The organism is Burkholderia sp. HMSC10F09, from assembly GCF_001806955.1.
In the GTDB taxonomy this organism is placed as follows: Bacteria; Pseudomonadota; Gammaproteobacteria; order Burkholderiales; family Burkholderiaceae; genus Burkholderia; species Burkholderia multivorans.
In genome coordinates this window covers 1-22,634 of record NZ_KV786514.1, presented here as the reverse complement: position 1 = coordinate 22,634, position 22,634 = coordinate 1, and the positions used below count along the sequence as shown (strand labels likewise).

Annotated in this window: 21 protein-coding genes and 1 other RNA gene; 14 read left to right on the top strand and 8 right to left on the bottom strand. The window is 67.3% G+C overall.

The window, feature by feature from the left end:
- The first annotated feature begins 162 nt into the window (after positions 1–162).
- From HMPREF3115_RS02145 to HMPREF3115_RS02130, 4 genes are all read left to right on the top strand, one after another.
- Positions 163–1,056: a glutamate/aspartate ABC transporter substrate-binding protein gene (locus HMPREF3115_RS02145; RefSeq protein ID WP_006408338.1), complete on the top strand. Its 894-nt coding sequence runs from the start codon at positions 163–165 to the stop codon at positions 1,054–1,056.
- Between the two features lie 161 nt (positions 1,057–1,217).
- Complete coding sequence (locus HMPREF3115_RS02140; protein WP_006401699.1) at positions 1,218–1,958, top strand: amino acid ABC transporter permease; 741 nt, start codon at positions 1,218–1,220, stop codon at positions 1,956–1,958.
- On the top strand, positions 1,958–2,635 hold the full coding sequence (gene gltK, locus HMPREF3115_RS02135; RefSeq protein WP_006409957.1) for a glutamate/aspartate ABC transporter permease GltK: 678 nt from the start codon (positions 1,958–1,960) through the stop codon (positions 2,633–2,635). Before HMPREF3115_RS02140 ends, gltK begins: the two co-directional genes overlap by 1 nt.
- On the top strand, positions 2,632–3,357 hold the full coding sequence (locus tag HMPREF3115_RS02130; protein WP_006401697.1) for an amino acid ABC transporter ATP-binding protein: 726 nt from the start codon (positions 2,632–2,634) through the stop codon (positions 3,355–3,357). Before gltK ends, HMPREF3115_RS02130 begins: the two co-directional genes overlap by 4 nt.
- A 79-nt stretch (positions 3,358–3,436) precedes the next feature.
- On the opposite strand, the gene HMPREF3115_RS02125 is transcribed toward HMPREF3115_RS02130, so the two are convergent.
- Both HMPREF3115_RS02125 and HMPREF3115_RS02120 read right to left on the bottom strand, forming a co-directional pair.
- Positions 3,437–8,659: an autotransporter outer membrane beta-barrel domain-containing protein gene (locus HMPREF3115_RS02125; RefSeq protein WP_070553323.1), complete on the bottom strand. Its 5,223-nt coding sequence runs from the start codon at positions 8,657–8,659 to the stop codon at positions 3,437–3,439.
- Positions 8,660–9,226: 567 nt separating this feature from the next.
- Entirely contained in the window at positions 9,227–10,141 is a 915-nt protein-coding gene (locus HMPREF3115_RS02120) for a class II glutamine amidotransferase (RefSeq protein ID WP_175835850.1), read from the bottom strand.
- Positions 10,142–10,345: 204 nt separating this feature from the next.
- Between HMPREF3115_RS02120 and pyrC the strand changes: the two genes are divergently transcribed.
- The 3 genes from pyrC to rnpB all read left to right on the top strand — a co-directional run bounded on the left by pyrC (position 10,346) and on the right by rnpB (position 12,709).
- Positions 10,346–11,410 carry a dihydroorotase gene (gene pyrC / locus HMPREF3115_RS02115; protein WP_006401694.1) on the top strand — a complete coding sequence of 355 codons (1,065 nt, stop codon included), beginning with the start codon at positions 10,346–10,348 and terminating at the stop codon, positions 11,408–11,410.
- The gene (locus tag HMPREF3115_RS02110; protein WP_070553321.1) at positions 11,407–12,285 is read left to right on the top strand and encodes a DUF3025 domain-containing protein; all 879 of its coding nucleotides are present in this window, start codon (positions 11,407–11,409) and stop codon (positions 12,283–12,285) included. Before pyrC ends, HMPREF3115_RS02110 begins: the two co-directional genes overlap by 4 nt.
- 12 nt (positions 12,286–12,297) lie before the next feature.
- An RNA gene (gene rnpB / locus HMPREF3115_RS02105) (RNase P RNA component class A) lies at positions 12,298–12,709 on the top strand.
- 64 nt (positions 12,710–12,773) lie between these two features.
- On the opposite strand, the gene HMPREF3115_RS02100 is transcribed toward rnpB, so the two are convergent.
- Both HMPREF3115_RS02100 and HMPREF3115_RS02095 read right to left on the bottom strand, forming a co-directional pair.
- Entirely contained in the window at positions 12,774–13,238 is a 465-nt protein-coding gene (locus tag HMPREF3115_RS02100; protein ID WP_080512232.1) for an OsmC family protein, read from the bottom strand.
- A gap of 420 nt (positions 13,239–13,658) precedes the next feature.
- Positions 13,659–13,964 carry a DUF1090 family protein gene (locus HMPREF3115_RS02095; protein WP_006408331.1) on the bottom strand — a complete coding sequence of 102 codons (306 nt, stop codon included), beginning with the start codon at positions 13,962–13,964 and terminating at the stop codon, positions 13,659–13,661.
- Positions 13,965–14,277: 313 nt separating this feature from the next.
- Here HMPREF3115_RS02095 and rplM point away from each other — a divergent pair, with 313 nt between their 5' ends.
- The 4 genes from rplM to erpA are packed head-to-tail and all read left to right on the top strand — an operon-like array spanning position 14,278 to position 15,700.
- Positions 14,278–14,706 carry a 50S ribosomal protein L13 gene (gene rplM / locus HMPREF3115_RS02090; protein ID WP_004522094.1) on the top strand — a complete coding sequence of 143 codons (429 nt, stop codon included), beginning with the start codon at positions 14,278–14,280 and terminating at the stop codon, positions 14,704–14,706.
- Positions 14,707–14,717: 11 nt separating this feature from the next.
- Positions 14,718–15,110 carry a 30S ribosomal protein S9 gene (gene rpsI / locus HMPREF3115_RS02085; RefSeq protein ID WP_006401689.1) on the top strand — a complete coding sequence of 131 codons (393 nt, stop codon included), beginning with the start codon at positions 14,718–14,720 and terminating at the stop codon, positions 15,108–15,110.
- 9 nt (positions 15,111–15,119) lie between these two features.
- Positions 15,120–15,287, top strand: a complete 168-nt coding sequence (locus HMPREF3115_RS31435; RefSeq protein WP_006408330.1) for a hypothetical protein — start codon at positions 15,120–15,122, stop codon at positions 15,285–15,287.
- A gap of 41 nt (positions 15,288–15,328) precedes the next feature.
- A complete protein-coding gene (gene erpA, locus HMPREF3115_RS02080) occupies positions 15,329–15,700 on the top strand; it encodes an iron-sulfur cluster insertion protein ErpA (protein WP_006401687.1) in 372 nt (123 codons plus the stop codon).
- A 91-nt stretch (positions 15,701–15,791) separates the two neighbouring features.
- Here erpA and HMPREF3115_RS02075 read toward each other — a convergent pair whose 3' ends face one another.
- On the bottom strand, positions 15,792–16,946 hold the full coding sequence (locus tag HMPREF3115_RS02075; protein ID WP_172820295.1) for an anhydro-N-acetylmuramic acid kinase: 1,155 nt from the start codon (positions 16,944–16,946) through the stop codon (positions 15,792–15,794).
- A gap of 142 nt (positions 16,947–17,088) precedes the next feature.
- Here HMPREF3115_RS02075 and tyrS point away from each other — a divergent pair, with 142 nt between their 5' ends.
- Genes tyrS through HMPREF3115_RS02060 form a run of 3 tightly spaced genes read left to right on the top strand, consistent with a single transcriptional unit; the run spans position 17,089 to position 19,471 of the window.
- The gene (gene tyrS / locus HMPREF3115_RS02070; RefSeq protein ID WP_012467482.1) at positions 17,089–18,330 is read left to right on the top strand and encodes a tyrosine--tRNA ligase; all 1,242 of its coding nucleotides are present in this window, start codon (positions 17,089–17,091) and stop codon (positions 18,328–18,330) included.
- Positions 18,327–18,785 (top strand): D-aminoacyl-tRNA deacylase, encoded by a 459-nt coding sequence (gene dtd, locus HMPREF3115_RS02065; RefSeq protein WP_006401684.1) that lies wholly within the window; start codon positions 18,327–18,329, stop codon positions 18,783–18,785. The genes tyrS and dtd overlap by 4 nt, the downstream gene beginning before the upstream one ends.
- Before the next feature lie 23 nt (positions 18,786–18,808).
- Positions 18,809–19,471: a histidine phosphatase family protein gene (locus tag HMPREF3115_RS02060; RefSeq protein ID WP_065494247.1), complete on the top strand. Its 663-nt coding sequence runs from the start codon at positions 18,809–18,811 to the stop codon at positions 19,469–19,471.
- A 251-nt stretch (positions 19,472–19,722) separates the two neighbouring features.
- Here HMPREF3115_RS02060 and HMPREF3115_RS02055 read toward each other — a convergent pair whose 3' ends face one another.
- The 3 genes from HMPREF3115_RS02055 to ruvA all read right to left on the bottom strand — a co-directional run bounded on the left by HMPREF3115_RS02055 (position 19,723) and on the right by ruvA (position 22,501).
- Entirely contained in the window at positions 19,723–20,730 is a 1,008-nt protein-coding gene (locus HMPREF3115_RS02055; protein WP_083302121.1) for an oxygenase MpaB family protein, read from the bottom strand.
- Between the two features lie 25 nt (positions 20,731–20,755).
- The gene (gene ruvB / locus HMPREF3115_RS02050) at positions 20,756–21,823 is read right to left on the bottom strand and encodes a Holliday junction branch migration DNA helicase RuvB (RefSeq protein ID WP_006401680.1); all 1,068 of its coding nucleotides are present in this window, start codon (positions 21,821–21,823) and stop codon (positions 20,756–20,758) included.
- A 96-nt stretch (positions 21,824–21,919) separates the two neighbouring features.
- Positions 21,920–22,501 carry a Holliday junction branch migration protein RuvA gene (gene ruvA / locus HMPREF3115_RS02045; protein WP_006401679.1) on the bottom strand — a complete coding sequence of 194 codons (582 nt, stop codon included), beginning with the start codon at positions 22,499–22,501 and terminating at the stop codon, positions 21,920–21,922.
- Between the last annotated feature and the right edge of the window lie 133 nt (positions 22,502–22,634).

Genomic DNA, 22,634 nt, shown 5'->3' with positions numbered 1-22,634 from the left:
CGGGCGGTGCCGAATCCGGCACCGCCCGCGCGCGCATGCGGAGCGCCTGAAGCCGGGAGGACGGCTTTCCGCGCGGCGATTCGTAGTGCGGTAAACAACCAGTACTTTCAGAAATATTACTTTGATACACTGGCGCGGGTTTTAGCCAAGGAGATGACCACAATGAAATACCACAAGGCAGTCCTGATGGTTGCAGCGCTCTGCGCGTTCGCAAGCGGCGCGCAAGCTCAGGAGACCGGCACGCTGAAGAAGATCAAGGACACGGGCGTGATCGCGCTGGGCCACCGCGAATCGTCGATCCCGTTCTCCTACTACGACCAGAACCAGCAGGTGGTCGGCTATTCGCGCGAGTTCCAGCTGAAGGTGGTCGACGCGGTGAAGAAGAAGCTGAACCTGCCGAACCTGCAGGTGAAGAACATCCCCGTCACGTCGCAGAACCGCATCCCGCTGGTGCAGAACGGCACGGTCGACATCGAATGCGGCTCGACGACGAACAACGCCGAGCGTCAGCAGCAGGCCGCGTTCTCCAACACGATCTTCGTGATCGGCACGCGCCTGATGACGAAGAAGGATTCGGGCGTCAAGGACTTCGCCGACCTGAAGGGCAAGACGGTCGTCACGACGGCCGGTACGACGTCGGAGCGTCTGCTGCGCAAGATGAACAACGACAAGCAGATGGGCATGAACATCATCAGCGCGAAGGATCACGGCGATTCGTTCAACACGCTCGAATCGGGCCGCGCGGTCGCGTTCATGATGGACGACGCGCTGCTCGCGGGCGAGCGCGCGAAGGCGAAGCAGCCGGGCGAATGGGTGATCGTCGGCACGCCGCAGTCGGAAGAAGCTTACGGCTGCATGATGCGCAAGGGCGATCCGGAGTTCAAGAAGGTCGTCGACGATGCGATCGCGCAAGTCGAGAAGTCGGGTGAAGCCGCGAAGATCTACGCGAAGTGGTTCGAGAATCCGATCCCGCCGAAGAACCTGAACCTGAACTTCCCGCTGTCCGATTCGATGAAGAAGCTGTACGCGAACCCGAACGACAAGGCGCTCGACTGATCACGCGTCACGGCCTGCGCGCGAGCGGCGGGCCGTCCGCGGCGACATCCGCGTGACGGCAACCGGCACGCTCGGCGAGAACAGGCCGCCGATGCAGAATTGACGCTGACGAAACGGAAGAGGCCACGCTTCTTCCGTTTCTTTTTGCTGGAGTCTTGCCCATGTCATACCACTGGAACTGGGGCATCTTCCTGAGCCCCGTCTCGACCGGCGAGCCGACGACTTACTTCGGATGGCTGATGTCCGGCTTCTGGGTGACGATCGAAGTATCGCTCGTCGCCTGGGTCATCGCACTGATCGTCGGCTCGCTGTTCGGCGTGCTGCGCACGGTGCCGAACAAATGGCTGGCCGCGATCGGCACGGTCTATGTGTCGATCTTCCGGAACATTCCGCTGATCGTGCAGTTCTTCATCTGGTACCTCGTCGTGCCGGAGCTGTTGCCCGCCTCGATCGGCACCTGGATCAAGCAGCTGCCGCCCGGCACGCAGTTCTTTACTGCGTCGATCGTCTGTCTCGGGCTGTTCACCGGCGCACGCGTGTGCGAACAGGTGCGCTCGGGCATTAACGCGCTGCCGAAGGGCCAGCGCGCCGCCGGTCTCGCGATGGGCTTCACGCAGTGGCAGACGTATCGCTACGTGCTGCTGCCGGTCGCCTACCGGATCATCGTGCCGCCGCTCACGTCCGAGTTCCTGAACATCTTCAAGAACTCGGCGGTCGCGTCGACGATCGGTCTGCTCGATCTGTCGGCGCAGGCGCGCCAGCTCGTCGACTACACCGCGCAGACTTACGAGTCGTTCATCGCGGTCACGCTCGCGTACGTGCTCATCAACCTCGTCGTGATGGGGCTGATGCGCTGGATCGAAGGCCGCACGCGGCTGCCCGGCTACATCGGAGGCAAGTGATGCATCAGTTCGACTGGAGTAGTATTCCCGGCGCGCTGCCGACGCTGTGGACGGGGGCGATCGTCACGTTCAAGATCACGCTGATCGCGATCGTGGTCGGGATCGTCTGGGGCACGCTGCTCGCGCTGATGCGCCTGTCGGGCGTGAAGCCGCTCGCGTGGTTCGCGAAGGCCTACGTGACCGTGTTCCGCTCGATCCCGCTCGTGATGGTGCTGCTGTGGTTCTTCCTGATCGTGCCGCAGGTGCTGCAGGGCGTGCTCGGGCTGTCGCCGACGATCGACATCCGGCTTGCGTCGGCGATGGTCGCGTTCTCGCTGTTCGAAGCCGCGTATTATTCCGAGATCATCCGCGCCGGCATCCAGGCGGTGCCGCGCGGGCAGGTGAACGCGGCGTTCGCGCTCGGCATGAACTACGCGCAGGCGATGCGCCTCGTGATCCTGCCGCAGGCGTTTCGCGCGATGGTGCCGCTGCTGCTCACGCAGGCGATCGTGCTGTTCCAGGACACGTCGCTCGTGTACGTGATCAGTCTCGCGGACTTCTTCCGCACGGCCGCGAACGTCGGCGATCGCGACGGCACGACCGTCGAGATGGTGCTGTTCGCCGGCGCCTGCTATTTCGTGATTTGCTCGGTGGCGTCTGCCCTCGTCAAAGGTCTCCAGAAAAAGGTCACAAGATGATTTCCATCAAGAACGTTTCGAAGTGGTACGGCCAGTTTCAGGTTCTCACCGACTGCACGACCGAAGTCAAGAAGGGCGAGGTGGTCGTCGTGTGCGGGCCGTCGGGCTCGGGCAAGTCGACGCTGATCAAGACCGTGAACGGCCTCGAGCCGTTCCAGCAGGGCGAGATCCTCGTGAACGGCCAGTCGGTCGGCGACAAGAAGACGAACCTGTCCAAGCTGCGCTCGAAGGTCGGGATGGTGTTCCAGCATTTCGAGCTGTTCCCGCATCTGTCGATCACCGAGAACCTGACGCTCGCGCAGATCAAGGTGCTCGGCCGCGGCAAGGACGAAGCGACCGAGAAGGGGCTGAAGCTGCTCGATCGCGTCGGCCTGAAGGCGCATGCGCACAAGTATCCGGGCCAGTTGTCGGGCGGTCAGCAGCAGCGTGTCGCGATCGCGCGTGCGCTGTCGATGGATCCGATCGCGATGCTGTTCGACGAACCGACGTCCGCGCTCGATCCGGAGATGATCAACGAAGTGCTCGACGTGATGGTCGAACTCGCGCAGGAAGGCATGACGATGATGGTCGTCACGCACGAGATGGGCTTCGCGAAGAAGGTCGCGCATCGCGTGATCTTCATGGACAAGGGCGCGATCGTCGAGGACGACCGCAAGGAAGACTTCTTCTCGAATCCGAAGTCGGATCGCGCGAAGGACTTCCTCGCGAAGATCCTGCACTGAGCGGCGCGGCCTCCGTCGCACGCAACGGCAAACCGCCCGGCCAGACGCCGGGCGGTTTTTTTTCGTCCGCGCGTGCGGCTTACCAGCTGTACCGGTAGCCGACCTGCCCGACGATGCCGCGCCGGTAGTCGCCGCCGATGTTGCGCGCGTATTTGACGTTCGCATACAGCGCACCGGACTTGCCGAAGCCGGCCGTGACGCCGAGGCCGAGCTCGTACCAGGTGCGGCCCAGATGCGTCGCGAACGGCGTGCCGCCGACGACGGTCCGGCCGGGCGACAGGAAGTCGCGCAGCACGTCGGCCGTGAAGTACGGCGTCGCCGCACCGTCGCCCGCGTCCGCTTCCATATTCGGCCGGAAGATCCGCACGCCGACGCGCCCGCGCAATGCATTCGACGTCGTGCCGGACACGGCCGACACGTTGTCGCCGAAGCCGTTGAGCTTCAGGTACTGATACATCAGCTGCGCCTGCGGCTCGATCGCGATCGGCGTGCCGGCGATCGCGAACGGCTTGCCGACTTCCTGCGACAGCGCGACGCCGAAGCCGTTCTGCGACGCTTCGTTGCCGTAACTGTCGCGATAGCGGTTGCCGTAGTGCGTGACCTGTCCGACCGTGTCGAAGTACGTGCCGTCGGACAGATAGCGCGTCCAGTAGCCGCCGATGCTTTGCGCATGCATCTGCACCGAGCCGGTCGAGGTCGACAGATCCGCCGCGTCGGCGCGCGCGCGGTCGCTGAAGCTCGCATGCGAGGTGCCGATCGTGGCCGTCACGCCGGCATGCGTGCTGCCGCCGTTCGGCGTCTGCTCGAGCGTCCAGTCCTTGCCGAGCTGCGCGAAGAAGGTGCGCTCGTCGGCCGCGAAGCGGCCCGCGTTCGCGTCGAGGCTCTGGCCGCCGATGCGCCCCCACACGCCGTCGCGGTTGCCCGGCTGCCGCTTCTCGACGTTGTAGACGTCGCCGACGCGTTCGTGCAGCTTGCCGAGCGTCGAGAAGCCGTAGTCGACGTTGAGCAGCGGCGTCAGCGCGTAGCCGGCCACGCCCGGGCGATACGCGAGGTGGCTGCCGCCGCCGTCGCCGCCCGCCGACGGACCGACCGGATCGCCGGGATCTGCCGGATCGAGTTGCGAACGCAGATACCAGCCGTTCGCGTCGCGTTGACCGCCGCGGAACAGCCGGTATTCGTACGCGCCCGCTTGCACCGGGCCGGCGAGATGGAAGGCCGACGCGCTCGTCGTGCCCCCGTTCGCGGTGACGACGACCGGAATGCCGTCGCCGGTCGTCTGCGCACCGGTGCCCGCGGTGTTCGCGATCTTCAGGCCCGTCGTGCCGGTCGCGCTGCCGCCGTCGACGACGACGCGGTCGGTCGGTGATGCATCCGCGCCGAGGAACGTGTTCAGCGCGATCGTGCCGCCGTTGCCGACGTAGCTGCCGGTCGTCAAGGTCTTGTAGCTGCCGGTCAGCGCCGGCGAGCCGGTCGGGGCGGCGAACGCGAGCGTGCCCGCGTTCGTCAGGCTGCTCAGCACGGAGCTCGCCGTCATGTTCCAGGTGCTCGTGCCGTCGACCGTCAGCGCGACCGGATCGATCCGGCCGGTGAGCGTCGTGCGCTGGGTCAGGAATACGTTGCCGGTGCTCGACGCGTCGGAGACGATGTCGCCGCTCAGGTTCACCGCCGAGGCGGTGAATGTCGTGCGGCTGCCGTTCGCGAGATCGAGCAGCGTGCCGTTGCCGGTCGTGACGACCGTGCCGTTGCGCACCGCGATGTCCGCGCTGCCGCCGCGCGCGGCGAACGCCGGGCCGCCCACGGCCGTGATGCTGCCGCCGTCGATCAGCACCGAACTCGTGGCGCCGCTCGCGAGCGTATCGGACGTCGTCACGCCGGACGTCGCGCCTTTCAGCGTCGTGCCCGTCAACGCGAGCGCGCTGCCGCCGTCGGCCGTCGCGCCGTTGCCGGCCGCGCTCGCGATCGACGAGCCCGTATCGGCGAGGCGGCCGCCGCGCTGCGCGACGATGCCGTCGGCCGCGATACCGGTGGTGCTCAGCTTGGCGCCCGACAGCAGCGCCGTCGTGCCGCCGTCGGCGACGATCGCATGCGCGCCGGCGCCGGCCGTCGCGACGGTCGTTCCCGTGGCGTCGAGCGTCGAGCCCGCGCCCGACACGAACAGCCCACGCGCGCCGTCGCCGCCCGTGCGCACGACGGTCGCCGCGTCGGTCGCGATGTGCGCGCCGGCGCCGATCGAATGCAGGCCGTCCGCGCCGCTGCCCGTCGTGCCGATCTGCGTGCCGGTCAGCACGATCGTCGAATCGGTGCCGACGTTGTCGATCCCCTTGCCTGCGCCGCCGACCGCGATCGAGGTCGCACCGGCGGCGATCCCGCCGCCGCTGACGGTAGCGTCGATCAGCATACCGTCCGCACTGCCGTTCGCGACGACGCTGCCTGCGCCGGACAGCGCCACCGACGCGCCGGCGCCGGTCAGATGGACGCCCGCCACGCCGTCGTCGGCTTGGATCGTGCCTGCGTTGGCGAGCGTCGCCGATGCGCCTTCGACGCGCGCGCCGGTCCCGTTCGCGACGCGGATCGTCGACGTGTTGTTCACCGTGCCGAGCGTGCCGGCGACGACGCCGGTCGAGCCGGCGCCCGTCAGCAGTACCGTGTTGCGGTTGTCGAGCGTACCGAGCTGTTGCGCGACGAAGCCCGTCACGCCGGCCGTCGACGACGTCACGGCCGCATCGTTGGTCAGCCGCGTCGCGACCGCGGTGCCTGCCGGCGCGCCGGACAGGTCGTGCGGCTGACCGTCGACGATGCCGGCCGTCGCGCCGTTCGCATTCAGGTTGATCGTCGCGCCTGCGTCGATCGTGCCGGTCGCGCCGCCTTCGACGGCGATGGCGATACCGTTCGCGCCGTTCACGTTGTAGACCGCATTGCCGGTCGACAACGTGGTGCCCGCATCGGTCGCGACGACGCCGCGCGCGCGTGCGCCGTCGACGTTCGTCGTCAGCGTGCCGGCCGCCGACCGGCCCGTGTACGCGGCACCGCCCGCGACGCGGAACAGCGTCGAATCGTCGGTGTCGACGCTCAGGTTCTGCGCGCCGACGTTGATCTTCGAGCCGGCGCCGTACGCGTAGAAGCCGATCTGGTTCGTGCCCGACACGAAGTGCGGCACGGCATTCGCGCCGACGTCGATGGTCGCGCCCGCGCGCGCGTGCACGCCGATCGCGCCGTTGCCGGTGAGGTTCAGCGTGCCGTCCAGTTTTGCCGCCGCGTTCGCCCCTTCGGCCCAGATACCGTAGTTGCGCATGTCGGACGCGGGATCGATCGCGCCGGCGACGTCGATCGTGCCGGTCGACGTCGCCGACGTGGCGGTCGCGCCGTTGCCGACGACCATGATGCCGATGCCGTTCACGCCGTTCAGCGTGATCGTGCCGGTGTTCGTGACGGTCGCGGCCGTATCGGCGGCGAGCATCCCGACGTTCGCGAGCGGCGTGCCGGGCGCCGCGCCGTTGACGGCGATCGTGCCGGCATTGGTGAGCGTGCCCGCCTCCGAGCCGATGCTCGCCATCGCCGCACCGTTCTGCGTCAGCGAGCCGATCACGATCGTGCCGCGGTTCGTCGCGGTGCCCGATGCGCCGAGCAGCACGCCGTACGCATGCGCGGACGACGCGACGTCGTTCACGGCTTCGGGCGCCGCGCCGTCATATTGCGCCGCGCGGCCGAGATAGATCGTGCCGCCGGCTTCGTTCGTGAAGCTGCCGCCGGCCGCGAAGCCGCCGATCACCTGGCTGTCGAGCGTCGTCGCGTTGACGCCGACGTTGATCGTGCCGGCGTTCGACGCGGCCGCGCCGTCCATCACGGCCACCGCGTAGTTCTGCAGGTCGGGGCGATTGCGGCCGTACGTCCATGCGCCGACGTTCATCACGCCGTTGTTGACGAACGTCGTACCGGCGCCGCTCGCGTACACGCCGTTGCCTTCGGTGTAGGCGTGAAAGCCGAAATTGTCCGGCTGCGCGCTGCCGCCGGTGTCGAAGTTGTCGCCGGACGCATAGCCGGACGAGATCGCGCCGTTGTTGACGCCGCTCGCGCCGCTCAGCAGCCGCACGAGCGTGAAGTCGCCCGACAGCCGGCCGTCGTTCACGAAGTGCGCGCCGTTGTCCGCCAGCACGGCCGAGCTCGATTCGACGAGGTTGGTGCCGCGGAAGTCGATCTGGCCGTCCTTGCCGATCTGCACGGTCGCGTTCGCGCCGGTGCCGTGCATCACCGACAGATGATCGGTCGGCAGCGCGTTCTCGTCGCCGGGCGAGACGTTGTTCGCGTATTCGAAGGTCTGCGTCGACATCGTGACGGCCTGGCCGAACGCCGCGTCGTACGCGGCCTGCGAGCCGAGCGCGCCGCTCTGGATCGAGCGCACGAGAAAATCGTTGTATGTGGCGAGCGACGCAGCATCGTTCACCGTCCACCTGCTGCCGTCGAATGCGGTGAAGGTGCCCGCGTAGGTCGGTACGTCGAGCGCGACGCTGCCGAGCGGCCCGCCGTTCGCCAGATAGTCGCCGGTCGTGAACTGGATCTGGTTGCGCGAATGCCAGTTGATCGTGCTCGACGCGGTACCGGTGCCGTCCGCGAGCGTCAGGTCGGTCTGCTTCGGCGCGATCGAAATCAGGTTGCCGGGCGCCGACGGCGCGGCGGCCGGATCGCCGATCGACACGTCCAGCGTGCCGCCCGAGCGGTCGACCGTCCCGATGCGCGCGTTCACGTACTGGTTGCCGTTCACGTCGTGAAATACCGGCACTTCGTGCGCGCCGGCCGTCGATCCGACGAACGCGGACGAATCGTAGGTGGCGACCGACGTATGCGCGCTCGTGATCGTATCGGGTGTGGCGACGCTTTGCGTCTTGCCGCCGAGCGACAGCAGCGGCTGGTTCGGGTTGCCGGATACGATGGTCGTGCTGCCGAACGGCAGCTCCGCGTAGCCGGAGTCGCCGGCCGCGCCGCTCCATGCGCCCGTCACGGCGACCGTGTCGCCGCCCGACACGGTCGCCGAGCCGACCAGGTTGTCGTTGACGGTCGGGCTGAAGGTGCCGAGCGCGCAGCTACCGCCGCTCCCGACGCTTGTGCCGTCGCCGCAACTCGATGCGTAGGCATTGCCGGCCGCGAGCGCGGCGAGTGCGGTGGCGAGCGCCGCGATGCGCAGCGGCGAGCGGCCGGCGCGCGCAGTGCCGCTGCGCGCCGGCTTGCCGCGCGCGCGCGTGGTTTCCGCGACGGCGATCCAGCACCCCGATGTGTCGCTCCATATCGATCGAAATGAGTGATTCACGACATACCCCTCTTTCTTCTTTTGAAGTGATATTCACCGCGAAGCGGTGAAGGCGCATTCCACGGCGGGAAATGAGCAGGCGTACGGCAGTAGTGGCTGCATCGTGCGCCAATCGCATTTCGTTACACCGGGGATGGGGCGAGTCTAACGATTGAAGGGGAGTGTGATTATCAGAAAAATTAAAATCGTGGTGATAATGCCGATTTTGTCCGATATTTCTGAATTGTGTGACTTATCGAACGGAAGGTATTGATGTTAAAGGACTTTGTCCTTTTTGTGAGGCGGTGGGGGAAAATCGCCGGATCGGTGGCGTCGCGCACTGTTCGGCAAAATTCGTCGCGCTAGAATGGGGGTTCGGGATTATATGGTTTTAAGGTCGACTGCTTTTTGCCGTGCGCGTGGAGTATTTTTACGCGCGAAATAGGGTAATGGCAAGAAAATAATATCGGCCGGTGTTTCGATAGGTCTTTCTGTCCCGCGGATGAAACGGCGCCGCGTGAATGCGCGCTGTGTCGATGGAAACGGCCGTGGTTGCCGGACGGCGGCGCGGGTGCGCAGGGCGCGCGCTCAGAAATCGATCGTGTCGTCCGGATCGCCGTCGGCGGCGGTCGCGAGCGCCGCCGTGCGCGTCGTGCACGGCGCGGACGCCGACGGATCGAGCGACGGATTGCGCAGCTTCTCGAGCACGCGCTCCGGCACCGGAATCTGCATCCGCGCGGCGACGTCGCCGCACTGGAACATGATCAGCTCGCCGGGCTTGAAGGCCGTCCACACTTCATTGTCGGTGAGCGGCTGCGTCGCGATCACCGCGACGCGATCCTCCGGCGTCGTGTATTTCGCGAAGTCGATCGACAGGTCTTCGTCGACGAGATGCGCGGTCGAGAACGGCCAGCGGCGCACGAGGTAGTGCAGCCGCGTCGAGCAGTGCGCAAACAGCGCCTGGCCGTTCGACATCAGGAAATTGAACACGCCGTGATCGGTGATGCCGCGCGTGAGTTCGCCGACGCGCTCGAACAGTTCCGGCAGCGGCGGCTGCGCGCCGGGAAACGCCTCGCGCAGCCCCTGCATCAGCACGCAGAACGCCTTCTCGCTGTCGGTCGTGCCGACCGGCTGGTACACGCTGCGCTCGAGCTCGGGCTCGAAGTCCTGCAGATCGCCGTTATGCGCGAAGATCCAGTGCCGCCCCCACAGCTCGCGCATGAACGGGTGACTGTTCTCCAGCACGATGTGGCCTTGCGTGGCCTTGCGGATATGCGCGATCGTGTTCTTCGACTTGATCGGATAGCGCTTGACCATTTCGGCGATGGGCGAGGTGGCCGATGCCTGCTGGTCGATGAAGAGACGGCACGCCTTGTCCTCGAAGAATGCGATGCCCCAGCCGTCGGCGTGGTGATCGGTGAGGCCGCCCCGGGCCGCGAATCCTGTGAAGGAGAATGTGACGTCCGTCGGCGCGGCGCAGTTCATTCCTAGGAGTTGGCACATTTTACTTGGGGCGGCAGACTGAAGCGGGGTAACGAACCGGGCGAACCCCCGGTACAATGCGGCTTCTAGCATATCACCGAGCCTCGAGCGGTAAAAAGCGGATTCCGCCGGCCGAAGGCCCCGTGTTGCGGTTTGCCGTCAGTCGCGACCCGCGCACGCGCGGTCCGGCCCCGCCGATGCCGGCCCGTTCCTCACGAGCCCCCTATGACTGCCTCGAACGCTTCCTCCCCGGCGACGCTGTCGCTCGCCCGTCCCGACGACATGCATCTGCACCTGCGCGACGGAGAGATGCTCGCCGCCGTGCTGCCGCATACCGCCCGCCAGTTCGCGCGCGCGATCGTGATGCCGAACCTGAAACCGCCGGTGACGACCACCGCGCACGCGCAGGCGTACCGCGACCGCATCCTCGCCGCGCTGCCGGCCGGCATGGCGTTCGAGCCGCTGATGACGCTGTACCTCACCGACAACACGTCGCCGGACGAGATCCGCCGCGCGCGCGAAAGCGGCTTCGTGCACGGCGTGAAGCTGTATCCGGCCGGCGCGACGACGAATTCGGACCACGGCGTCACCGATCTCGCGAAGTGCGCGAAGACGCTCGAGGCGATGCAGGAGACCGGCATGCCGCTGCTCGTGCACGGCGAGGTGACCGATGCGTCGATCGACCTGTTCGATCGCGAGAAGGTGTTCATCGATCGCGTGATGACGCCGCTGCGCCGCGATTTCCCGGGCCTGAAGGTCGTGTTCGAGCACATTACGACGAAGGACGCGGCCGATTACGTGCGCGACGCCGATGCGGCGCCCGGCCTGCTCGGTGCGACGATCACCGCGCATCACCTGCTGTACAACCGCAATGCGCTGTTCGTCGGCGGCATTCGTCCGCATTACTACTGTCTGCCGGTCCTGAAGCGCGAAACGCATCGCGTCGCGCTCGTCGAAGCGGCGACGTCGGGCAACCCGCGCTTCTTCCTCGGCACCGACAGCGCGCCGCACGCGCGTGGCGCGAAGGAAGCCGCGTGCGGCTGCGCCGGCTGCTACACGGCGCTGCACGCGCTCGAGCTGTACGCGGAGGCGTTCGACCAGGCCGGCGCGCTCGACAAGCTCGAAGGCTTTGCGAGCTTCTACGGTGCCGATTTCTACGGGCTGCCGCGCAGCGCCGAGACGGTGACGCTGCGCCGCGAGACGTGGGAACTGCCGCGCGAGGTGCTGGCGGGCGACACGCCCGTCGTGCCGCTGCGCGCCGGCGAGACGCTCGGCTGGAAACTCGCATGACGCACGCGCCGCCGCGCGCGGCCGCCCAGGCAGGCGGCGACGGCGCGGCTGCGTTCGCGCGGATCGACTGGTCCGCGCCATGGCTCGCGCGCTTCGCGCAGCCGGGCCGCACGGTGCAGGCGGCCGCGACGGTCGGCGACGCCGCGCTGCTCGAGGCACTGAACGACGCACTGCGCGACGGCGCGCGCGTCACGGGCCGCGGCAAGCCGCTGCGCTTCGTGCCGCAGGCCGAGCTGCCGCCCGGCATCGCGTACGAAACCCATATCGCCGAAACCGGCCGCGTGCCGACGCGGCACAATCTCCACGACTTCTTCAATGCGCTCGTCTGGCTCGCGTATCCGCGCATCAAGGCCGCGCTGAACGCGCGCCAGGCCGCGGCGATCGACGCGGCGGGCGGCGTCGGACCGGTGCGCGGCACGCTGCGCGACGCGCTGACGCTGTTCGACGAGAATGCGGCGCTGTTCGTGACCGCCGATCGCACGCTCGCCGATGCGCTGCGCGCGTTCGACTGGCAGCGGCTGCTGGTTGCCGCGCGCGACGCGTGGGGCGCGCGCTGCGAGGCGCGGCTCGTCGGCCATGCGCTGCTCGAGAAGCTCGTCGCGCCGTACAAGTCGTGCACCGCGCACGTCTGGATCGTCGAGGTCGACGCCGACTATTTCTCGTGGCCCGACGCGCGGCGCGCCGAGCATGTCGACGCGCAGGTCGCCGCGATGCTCGCGACGCGCGCGCTGACGAGCCGCGATTTCTCGCCGCTGCCCGTGCTCGGCGTGCCGGGCTGGTGCGCGGCGAATGCCGATCCGGCGTTCTACGCGGATCCGGCCGTATTCCGCAGCGGCCGCCGCACGCGCGACGCGGCCGGCGGCGGCCAGTGCTAGAATGCGCGTCGCAAAGCAGGCCAGGCAGTCGCGGCCTCGCCGCCTTCGGGCTGGCGGGGGCGAGGAAAGTCCGGACTCCACAGGGCAGGGTGATGGCTAACGGCCATCCGTGGCGACACGCGGAACAGGGCAACAGAAAGCAAACCGCCGATGGCCCGGCGCAAGCCGGGATCAGGTAAGGGTGAAACGGTGCGGTAAGAGCGCACCGCGGCGACGGCGACGTCCGCCGGCACGGTAACCTCCACCCGGAGCAATTCCAAGTAGGCAGGCGCGCATCTTCGGATGCAGGACGGGGCCCCCGTCTCGTCTGCGGGTAGGAAGCTTGAGCGCGTCAGCAATGGCGCGCCTAGAGGAATGGCTGCCACGCAGCGTGCGCTTCGGCGCGCGATGTGCACAGAATCCGGCTTATCGGCCTGCTTTGCCGCTCGAATGCAAAGGGCCGGCGCTCCTGACGGAACGCCGGCCTTTTTTTCATGCGCGTGCGCTGCTTACGCGGCGACGATGTCGAACGAGTGCGTGAGTTCGGCCGTCTTCGCGATCATGATCGACGCCGAGCAGTACTTGTCGTGCGACAGGTTGATCGCGCGCTCGACCGTTGCCGGATTCAGGTTGCGGCCCGTGACGGTGAAGTGGAAGTGGACCTTCGTGAACACCTTCGGATCTTCGCTCGCGCGCTCGGCCTTCAGCGTGACCGAGCAGCCCGTGACGTCCTGGCGGCTTTTCTTCAGGATCAGCACGACGTCGTACGCGGTACAGCCGCCGGTGCCGACCAGCACCATCTCCATCGGCCGCGGCGCGAGGTTATGGCCGCCGCCTTCCGGCGCGCCGTCCATCGCGACGAGGTGGCCGCTGCCGGTCTGTGCCGAAAACGCCATCCCGTCCTGACCCATCCAGCTTACTTTGCATTCCATGCTTGCGCTCCCGCGTTGCCTGATTCGAATTCGATCCGGCATTGTAGCCCGGCGCGCAACGGTCGGCTGACGCACTGCACGGCGCGAAACGGTGCGTCCTCGGTCACGGGAGGAACGGCACTCGCGGCGACGATTTCCCTGTCGGCTTTAGGGGTTTTACTCTAGATGCGTGCGTTCCGGCGCGCCTGATGACGAAAGTAACTTGTTGATTCGACAGAGAAATTTCGTGCGTCGCCAGGTTTGTCGATAATTTCACATCGTGGTCATCGATTTCGCAATGCAAATTTTCTTGTGAAGTCTGCAGGCCGTTCGTATAATGCGACTCATTGGTTGTCGCGCTGCGGCAACCTCCGAATGTCTCCTCCACCCTCCTCCTAAGGTGGATTAAGCCCGAACCAGCCGTTCGGGCTTTTTTTTCGTCCCATGCAAACAGCGGCGCACGGCTTGCGCGCGTCGACAGCGTCAGGCGGGCTGCCGCGCCGTCGGCCGCGACGCCGCATCAGGCGGTGCGGATGACGTCGGTGCGGCGGGCGCGGACGCATGCGCGGCCGACGCATGCGCGCGACCGTGTGCGCAGAAATGGCGAACGCGCTCGCGCACGGCGCGCAGGCGCGCGATCCGGTCCTCGGCGTGGGCGGCGCGCGCTTCGGCGATGCGTGCGTCGAGCGCATCGAGCTTCGCGTCGCAGCCGGTGCGGGCGAGGGCGGCAGGCGCCGCGGCGGCCAGCAGCGCGGCCGCGAACAGGTAGATCGGTCGTTGTTTCATCATGCTGGTTTGTTGTTCTGGATGGTCGGCCGGCCGCGGCGCGGCCAGCTCGTGCGCCGCGCGCGACCGGATGCGCCGGCCCGGCGCTCGGTTCGCCGGGAAATCGGGGCACGGAGCGGATTTTGGCCCATTTCGCGCGCGCCGCACACGGGGCGCGGATTCCCTTTGACCGCGCAGCCGCATTTCCTTTATAATTCAGGGCTTTTCCGCATTCATGCCCACGGAAAAAGAACAGGGAGAGCCTGCACCGCGCCTCGAAGCGCACACAGACAAGCAGGAAGAACACATCGGGCAAAGCAATTTTTTTGGATCGATCATGAAGACGTTTTCCGCAAAAGCCCATGAGGTGACGCGCGAATGGTACGTGATTGACGCGACGGATAAGGTTCTCGGCCGTGTCGCCAGCGAAGTGGCACGCCGTCTGCGCGGCAAGCACAAGCCTGAGTTCACCCCGCACGTCGACACCGGTGATTTCATCATCGTCATCAACGCGAGCAAGTTGAAGGTCACGGGCAACAAGACTCTGGACAAGAAGTACTACCGTCACTCGGGCTACCCGGGCGGTATCTATGAAACGACGTTCGGCAAGATGCAGGAACGCTTCCCGGGCCGCGCGCTCGAGAAGGCGGTCAAGGGCATGCTGCCGAAGGGCCCGCTCGGCTACGCGATGATCAAGAAGCTGAAGGTCTACGCAGAAGCGACGCATCCGCACTCGGCTCAACAGCCGAAGGCGCTCGAGATCTAAGGGGAGCCCACATGATCGGTAACTGGAACTACGGTACGGGCCGCCGCAAGAGCGCAGTCGCTCGTGTCTTCATCAAGGCTGGCAAGGGCGACATCATCGTCAACGGCAAGCCCATCGCTGACTACTTCGCACGTGAAACGTCGCTGATGATCGTGCGTCAGCCGCTGGAACTGACGAACCACGCTCAAACGTTCGACATCAAGGTGAACGTGTCGGGCGGCGGCGAAACGGGTCAGGCAGGCGCAGTGCGTCACGGCATCACGCGCGCGCTGATCGACTACGACGCGACGCTGAAGCCGGCCCTGTCGAACGCAGGCTTCGTCACGCGTGACGCGCGTGAAGTCGAGCGTAAGAAGGTCGGTCTGCACAAGGCACGCCGCGCCAAGCAGTTCTCGAAGCGTTAATTCCGCTTCATGGCCGCGCCGCTTGCGGGCGGCGCCCGCCGGAAAAACCGCCAGCTTTCGCGCTGGCGGTTTTTTTATGCGCGCGTGCCGGACGGGCCGTCGCCGCGCGCACCCGGCCCGGCGCAGCGAAATCGACAAGAACCTGTTGATTTCATGGACTTCAGCACGATCTTCTGATCGGCCCTACAATAGCGGCTAAAGCTTTTTGGAGAGTTCGCATGAACGCTGTTACCGAATCCGCAGCAACGACCACCGAAATGCCGGCTCCGTTCGTCTTCACCGACGCCGCGGCCGACAAGGTCAAGCAATTGATCGACGAAGAGGGCAATCCCGACCTGAAGCTGCGCGTGTTCGTGCAAGGCGGCGGCTGCTCGGGCTTCCAGTATGGCTTCACGTTCGACGAGGAAGTCAACGAGGACGACACCGTGATGAACAAGAACGGCGTCCAGCTGCTGATCGACTCGATGAGCTACCAGTATCTGGTCGGCGCCGAGATCGACTACAAGGACGACCTCAACGGCGCGCAGTTCGTGATCAAGAACCCGAACGCCACGACCACCTGCGGGTGCGGCTCGTCGTTCTCGGTCTGATCGCACGATCGCGCCTTTCCGGTTCGCCGGAACGAAAAACGGGGCTTCATGCCCCGTTTTTTATTGTCGGGATCGCGCGCGTCGGCGCGCATCAGCGCGGGTAGAGCGCGCCGAGCACGCGTTCGCCGGCCGCGCCGGTCACCGCGGACAGATTGCCGGGCTCGCGTGCGACGAAGCGATACGCGAGCCACGCGAACGCGAGCGCCTCGACTTGCTGCGGCGGCACGCCGAGCGCGACGGTCGTGTCGACCGAGGCCGGCACGCCGGCATCGCGCAGCGCGCGCGACAGCGCGTCGAGCAGCACCGGATTGCGCGCGCCGCCGCCGCATACGAACACCGCGCGGCAGTCGGGCGCATGCCGCGCGATTTCGCGCGCGACCGACACCGCGGTCAGCGCGGTCAGCGTCGCCTGCACGTCTTCGGGCGCGACGTGCGCGAAGGCGCCGAGCCTCGCGTCGAGCCACGCGGGATTGAACAGGTCGCGCCCCGTGCTTTTCGGCGGCGGCGCGGTGAAATACGGCTCGTCGAGCAGCGTATCGAGCAGGGCCGCGTGCACGGTGCCGCGCGCGGCGAATTTCCCGCCGTCGTCGTAGGGCTTGCCGAGGTGGCGCGTCGCCCATGCGTCGATCAACGCGTTTGCGGGGCCGCAGTCGAAGCCGCGCACGTCGCCGCCGCCGCCGTCGGCGGGCAGGATCGTGATGTTGCTGATACCGCCGAGATTGCAGACGACGCGCGTCTCGCCCGGCGCGCCGAACACCTCCGCATGGAACGCGGGCGCAAGCGGCGCGCCGTGGCCGCCCGCGGCGACGTCGCGGCTGCGGAAATCGGCGATCACGTCGATATGCGCGAGTTCGGCGAGCAGCGCCGGATTGTTCAGCTGCCGCGTATAGCCGCGCTCCGGACGGTGCCGCACCGTCTGGCCATGCACGCCGATCGCGCGCACGTCGTCCGGCGCGAGGCCGGCCGAGCGCAGCAGTTCGTGGCAGCACACCGCGTAGCGCGCGACGATGGCGTTGGCGGCGAGCGACTCGCGCTCGATCTCGTTGTCGCCGGGCTGCTGCAACGCGAACAGCGCGTCGCGCAGCGACTGCGCGAAACCGACGCAGGCCTGCGCGAGCACGACCGGCGCGCTGCCGGCGGCGAAACGCACGGCGACGCCGTCGACGCCGTCCATGCTGGTGCCGGACATCAGGCCGAAGTAGATGCCGTCGGCTGGATGGGCGGTTGGCGGGTGTCGTTGCGGCACGTTGCGGTTCTCCTGAAGCATGAAGCGCGGGCACGATCCGCGCGCGTTGCGCCGATTATCCGCGCAACGCGGCGCGCCGTTAAGCGACGCGCGCGCAAGTTATGGGAAAATCCCTGTTTTTGCGACATTCTTCCTGGCACCGATGAGCACCGAACCCAGTTCCAAGCCCGTTTTCCCGATCACCGACGAAGTCCGGCATGCGCTCGCCGTCACGAAGCGCGGCGTCGACGAGCTGCTGATCGAGGAAGAGTTCGCGCAGAAGCTCGCGCGCAGCGCGGCCACCGGCAAGCCGCTGCGCATCAAGCTCGGCCTCGACCCGACGGCGCCCGACATCCATATCGGCCACACGGTCGTGCTGAACAAGATGCGTCAGCTGCAGGATCTCGGCCATACGGTGATCTTCCTGATCGGCGATTTCACGTCGCTGATCGGCGATCCGTCGGGCCGCAACGCGACGCGTCCGCCGCTTACGCGCGAGCAGATCGAGGCGAACGCGAAGACCTACTTCGAGCAGGCCGCGCTCGTGCTCGACCGCGACAAGACCGAGATCCGCTACAACAGCGAATGGTCGATGCCGCTCGGTGCGGACGGGATGATCAAGCTCGCGTCGCGCTACACGGTCGCGCGCATTCTCGAGCGCGAGGACTTCACGAAGCGCTTCCAGGGTGGCGTGCCGATCTCGATCCACGAATTCCTGTATCCGCTGATGCAGGGCTATGACTCGGTCGCGCTGAACGCCGATCTCGAGCTCGGCGGCACCGACCAGAAGTTCAACCTGCTGGTCGGTCGCGAACTGCAGAAGCAGTACGGCCAGGAACAGCAGTGCATCCTGACGATGCCGCTGCTCGAAGGTCTCGACGGCGTCGAGAAGATGTCGAAGTCGAAGGGCAACTACGTCGGCATCAGCGAGAAGCCGACCGACATGTTCGGCAAGCTGATGAGCATCTCCGACACGCTGATGTGGCGTTACTTCGAACTGCTGTCGTTCCGCAGCATGGACGAGATCGCCGGCTTCAAGCGCGAAGCCGAAGGCGGCCGCAACCCGCGCGACTTCAAGGTGATGCTCGCGCAGGAAATCGTCGCGCGCTTCCATTCGCAGGCCGATGCCGAGCGTGCGCTGGAAGACTTCAACCATCGCGCGAAGGGCGGCGTGCCGGACGACATTCCGTCGGTCTCGCTCGCCGGCGCGCCGCTCGCGATCGGTCAGCTGCTGAAGCAGGCGGGGCTCGTGCCGTCGACGAGCGAAGCGCTGCGCAACATCGAGCAGGGCGGCGTTAAGATCGACGGCACGACGGTGTCCGACAAGGGCCTGAAGGTCGACGCCGGCGAATACGTCGTGCAGGTCGGCAAGCGGCGTTTCGCGCGCGTGACGCTCGCTGCATGATCGCGCTGATCCAGCGCGTGAAGCGCGCCGACGTGCGCGTCGGCGAGCGCGTGACGGGCGAGATCGGCGCCGGCCTGCTTGCGCTCGTATGCGCGGAGCGCGGCGACACCGAGGCCGCGGCCGACAAGCTGCTCGCCAAGGTGCTCGGCTACCGCGTGTTCAGCGACGCGGCAGGCAAGATGAACCTGCCGGTGTCGAATATCGACGGCGCGGGCCGTGCCGGCGGGCTGCTGCTCGTCTCGCAATTCACGCTCGCGGCCGACACCAACAGCGGGCTGCGGCCGAGCTTCACGCCGGCCGCGCCGCCCGACGAGGGCGCGCGGCTGTTCGACTATTTCGTAGCCGCCGCGCGTGCGCGTCACCCGATCGTCGAAACCGGCGAATTCGGCGCCGACATGCAGGTGTCGCTCGTCAACGACGGCCCCGTGACGTTCTGGCTGCAAGTGCGGCCCTGATTCCCCGCCGGAGACGCCTCGCGATGGCTACCACCCAGATCCTCTTCATCCGCCATGGCGAAACGGCCTGGAACCGCATCAAGCGGATACAGGGCCACATCGACATTCCGCTTGCCGACACGGGCCTCGCGCAAGCGCAGCGGCTCGCCGCGCGCCTCATGCGCGAGGCGCACGACGGGGCACGCATCGATGCAGTCTATTCGAGCGACCTGATGCGCGCGCAACAGACCGCGCAGCCGTTCGCCGCTGCGCTCGGCCTGCCGCTGCTGCTGCGCGAGGGGCTGCGCGAGCGTGCGTACGGCGTGTTCCAGGGGCATGACAGCGCCGAGATCGAAACGCTGTTTCCGGACGCGTATGCGGAATGGCAGACGCGCGATCCCGGCTTTGCGCCGGAAGGCGGCGAATCGCAGCGCGCGTTCTATCATCGCGTGCTGCATGCGCTCGAGCCGATCGTCGCCGCGCATCCCGGCGGGCGGATCGCGTGCGTCGCGCACGGCGGCGTGCTGGACTGCGTGTATCGCTTCGCGAACGGCCTCGACCTGTCGGCGCCGCGCAACTATCCGCTGCTCAATACGAGCATCAACGTCGTCGATTACGTCGACGGCCGCGCGCATGTCGTCCGGTGGGGCGACATCGCGCATCTCGACGCGCCGAGCGACGACGACGGGTATCGCAAGGTGCTGTGATCGCGTGCGCGCGTCGGCGTGCGCATCGCGTGACTGCGCGGCGGGTCGTGCGCTGGAGTGGGACGCGTGTGTGCGGTTACTGCGGTTACGGCGTTTGTCGGCTTGCCCGCTTGTCGGCCGCGATCGGCGACGCAGCTTGTCGATTTCCTGATTGCCGTTCTTCTTGCCGCGGTGTCTTGCGTTCGTGCGTCCGTGCTTCTGCGCGCTGCGCTGGTCTTGCCGTCGATCGCCGGATCGGTCGCCATCAATCACTATGCGGGCCGAGGCACTCCACACCGCATTGGCTTCATCGCCATCAGCCGTGATTCGACGACGGACGATCGGGCGGCACGGCCGTCGCGGCGGTCGCGCGACGTCGTGCGCGTTTGGACACGCCGTTCACGAGTGCCCACCGCAGCACGGGCGCGACGGCGCGCACGCCGGGGCGGACCACCGCGCGGCGCAGCGGCGCGAACGTCGACACGCCGAGCATCTGTTGCGCCCACGGCCGCAGCAGGTCGACGCCGGCCTGCATCACGAGTGTCGCGGCGGGCCGCAGCATCGGCGACGCGAGCGGCGCGTTCAGCAGGATGCGCATTACCTCCGAAGGTTCGCGGCCCGGCCTCGAGCTCGGGACGCATCCGCGCGAGATATGCGTCGATTTCGGCGCGCGAGCGCGGAATGTCGGTCGCGCCGAGCCGCTCGGCGATCTGCGCGGTCTCCGCATAGTAGCGATCCTGCAGTTCGCCCGGCAGCGCGGGGTTCACGTAGCGCAGATGCGCGGCGAGAAAGCTCGACACCTCCGCGACATGCACCCAGGTCAGCAGCGCGGGATCGTCCGCGCGATAGGGGCGGCCGTCCGGTGCCGTGCCGGCGACGCGTGCATGAATCGCCTTCACGCGTTCGATCAGCGCCAATGCATCGCAGCGATTGCCGAACGTCGTGCCGGAGATGAACGTCGCGGTGCGCCGCAAGCGGCCGAGGATATCGGTGCGAAACGACGAATGATCCCAGACGCCCGCAAGCGCGAGCGGATGCAGCGCCTGCAGCAGCAGCGCGCAGATGCCGCCCGTCATCATCGACGTGAAATCGGCATGCACGCGCCAGCAGACCGCGTCGGGGCCGAACAGCCCCGGATCGCCGGGCGGCGACGAATAGTCGAGCGTCGGGCCGCTGCCGGTGGTCAGATGCGTGACGCCGGCCGCGACCCGCTTGCGGATCTGCTCGATCCACCGCGGGCTGCCGGCGGTAGAAGGCGGAGCGCTGTGCGGTGTCGTCATGGCGGGCCGGGTGTCGGACCGTGCGTTACTGCGCGTCCGGCGTGTCCCAGATGCTTTGCACGGGACTGCCGGCGTCGGGCGCGGCCAGGCCGAAGTGGCGGTACGTGAGGAGCGTCGCGACGCGGCCGCGCGGCGTGCGCTGCAGGAAGCCCTGCTGAATCAGGTACGGTTCGAGCACGTCCTCGATCGTGTCGCGCTCTTCGCCGATTGCGGCGGCGAGGTTGTCGATGCCGACCGGGCCGCCGTCGAACTTGTGCAGGATCGCTTCGAGCAGCTTGCGGTCCATCAGGTCGAAGCCGACCGGATCGACGTCGAGCATCGCGAGCGCCGCGTCGGCGATCGCTGCCGTGATCTGGCCGTCGGCCTTCACCTCCGCGTAATCGCGCACGCGGCGCAGCAGCCGGTTCGCGATCCGCGGCGTGCCGCGCGAGCGCTTCGCGATCTCGAGCGCGCCGTTCGGATCGATCTGCGCGTTCAGCAGCGACGCCGAGCGCTGCACGATGCGCGACAGCTGATCGGCATCGTAGAACTCGAGGCGCGCGACGATCCCGAACCGGTCGCGCAGCGGATTGGTCAGCATGCCCGCACGCGTGGTCGCGCCGACCAGCGTGAACGGCTGCAGGTCGAGCTTCACGCTGCGCGCGGCCGGCCCTTCGCCGATCATGATGTCGATCTGGTAGTCCTCGAGCGCCGGATACAGGATTTCCTCGACGACCGGCGACAGCCGGTGGATTTCGTCGATGAACAGCACGTCGTTGGCTTCCAGGTTCGTCAGCAAGGCCGCGAGGTCGCCCGCGCGCTCGAGCACGGGGCCCGACGTCTGACGCAGGTTCACGCCCATCTCGCGCGCGATGATGTGCGCGAGCGTGGTCTTGCCGAGGCCCGGCGGCCCGAACAGCAGCACGTGATCGAGCGGCTCGCGGCGGCGCTTTGCAGCCTCGATGAAGATTTCGAGCTGGCCGCGCACCTTTTCCTGGCCGACGTAGTCGTCGAGCTGGCGCGGCCGCAGCGCGCGTTCGAACACCTCCTCGTGCGACGAGGCGGGCGTGGCGGCAATGATCCGCTCGGCGGCGAGTTTGTCGGTTTCAATCATGCGGCCATTGTACCGCGCGGCGTGGCGCGGCCAACCTGGCCGAACGGCCGACTGTCGCGCGCGCCGACGCCGCGCGACACTGGATGCGACGGGCCGTTACGCCTTGGAGAGTGCCTTCAGCGCGAGCTTGATGCCTTCGGACACGCCGGTGCCGGCCGGCACGTTCTTGATCGCCGCGAGGCCTTCCTTTTCGGAATAGCCGAGCGCGAGCAGCGCGTTGAGGATGTCGGTCGCGTGGTCCGACGCCGACGCGGCGCCGGCGAGTGCCCCGAGGTCCGCGCCGAGCTTGCCCTTGAGTTCGAGCAGCAGGCGCTCTGCGGTCTTCTTGCCGATGCCGGGCAGGCGCGTGAGGCGCGCGGCGTCCTGCATCGTCACGGCCTGCGCGAGCTCCTGCACGCTCATGCCGGACAGCACGGCGAGCGCCATGCGCGCGCCGATGCCGGTGATCTTCAGCAGTTCGCGGAACGTCGTGCGCTCCTGCGGCGTGAGAAAGCCGTACAGCAGGTGCGCGTCCTCGCGCACGATCTGCTGCGTGAGCAGGACGACGCGCTCGCCGGTCTGCGGCAGGTTGTAGAAGGTGCTCATCGGCACGTCGATTTCGTAGCCGACGCCGTTGCAGTCGACGAGCAGGTGAGGCGGGTTCTTTTCGAGCAGGATGCCGGCGATGCGACCGATCATGGATGGCGGGATGCGAGGAAGAAAGCGCGAGTGTAGCGCACGTGCGGCGCAAAGCCGATGGTCCGGCGCGGCAGCGGCGCAATGCGGCGCGCACGCGCGACGCCGGCCCCGAGCGGCCGCACCGGTTGCGGTC

Bases quoted from the DNA above. Each gene is read 5' to 3' on its own strand.
- HMPREF3115_RS02145 (WP_006408338.1), top strand. From the start codon at position 163: ATGAAATACCACAAGGCAGTCCTGATGGTTGCAGCGCTCTGCGCGTTC.
- HMPREF3115_RS02140 (WP_006401699.1), top strand. From the start codon at position 1,218: ATGTCATACCACTGGAACTGGGGCATCTTCCTGAGCCCCGTCTCGACC.
- gltK (WP_006409957.1), top strand. From the start codon at position 1,958: ATGCATCAGTTCGACTGGAGTAGTATTCCCGGCGCGCTGCCGACGCTG.
- HMPREF3115_RS02130 (WP_006401697.1), top strand. From the start codon at position 2,632: ATGATTTCCATCAAGAACGTTTCGAAGTGGTACGGCCAGTTTCAGGTT.
- HMPREF3115_RS02120 (WP_175835850.1), bottom strand. From the start codon at position 10,141: ATGTGCCAACTCCTAGGAATGAACTGCGCCGCGCCGACGGACGTCACA.
- pyrC (WP_006401694.1), top strand. From the start codon at position 10,346: ATGACTGCCTCGAACGCTTCCTCCCCGGCGACGCTGTCGCTCGCCCGT.
- HMPREF3115_RS02110 (WP_070553321.1), top strand. From the start codon at position 11,407: ATGACGCACGCGCCGCCGCGCGCGGCCGCCCAGGCAGGCGGCGACGGC.
- HMPREF3115_RS02100 (WP_080512232.1), bottom strand. From the start codon at position 13,238: ATGCCGGATCGAATTCGAATCAGGCAACGCGGGAGCGCAAGCATGGAA.
- HMPREF3115_RS02095 (WP_006408331.1), bottom strand. From the start codon at position 13,964: ATGATGAAACAACGACCGATCTACCTGTTCGCGGCCGCGCTGCTGGCC.
- rplM (WP_004522094.1), top strand. From the start codon at position 14,278: ATGAAGACGTTTTCCGCAAAAGCCCATGAGGTGACGCGCGAATGGTAC.
- rpsI (WP_006401689.1), top strand. From the start codon at position 14,718: ATGATCGGTAACTGGAACTACGGTACGGGCCGCCGCAAGAGCGCAGTC.
- HMPREF3115_RS31435 (WP_006408330.1), top strand. From the start codon at position 15,120: ATGGCCGCGCCGCTTGCGGGCGGCGCCCGCCGGAAAAACCGCCAGCTT.
- erpA (WP_006401687.1), top strand. From the start codon at position 15,329: ATGAACGCTGTTACCGAATCCGCAGCAACGACCACCGAAATGCCGGCT.
- tyrS (WP_012467482.1), top strand. From the start codon at position 17,089: ATGAGCACCGAACCCAGTTCCAAGCCCGTTTTCCCGATCACCGACGAA.
- dtd (WP_006401684.1), top strand. From the start codon at position 18,327: ATGATCGCGCTGATCCAGCGCGTGAAGCGCGCCGACGTGCGCGTCGGC.
- HMPREF3115_RS02060 (WP_065494247.1), top strand. From the start codon at position 18,809: ATGGCTACCACCCAGATCCTCTTCATCCGCCATGGCGAAACGGCCTGG.
- HMPREF3115_RS02055 (WP_083302121.1), bottom strand. From the start codon at position 20,730: ATGACGACACCGCACAGCGCTCCGCCTTCTACCGCCGGCAGCCCGCGG.
- ruvB (WP_006401680.1), bottom strand. From the start codon at position 21,823: ATGATTGAAACCGACAAACTCGCCGCCGAGCGGATCATTGCCGCCACG.
- ruvA (WP_006401679.1), bottom strand. From the start codon at position 22,501: ATGATCGGTCGCATCGCCGGCATCCTGCTCGAAAAGAACCCGCCTCAC.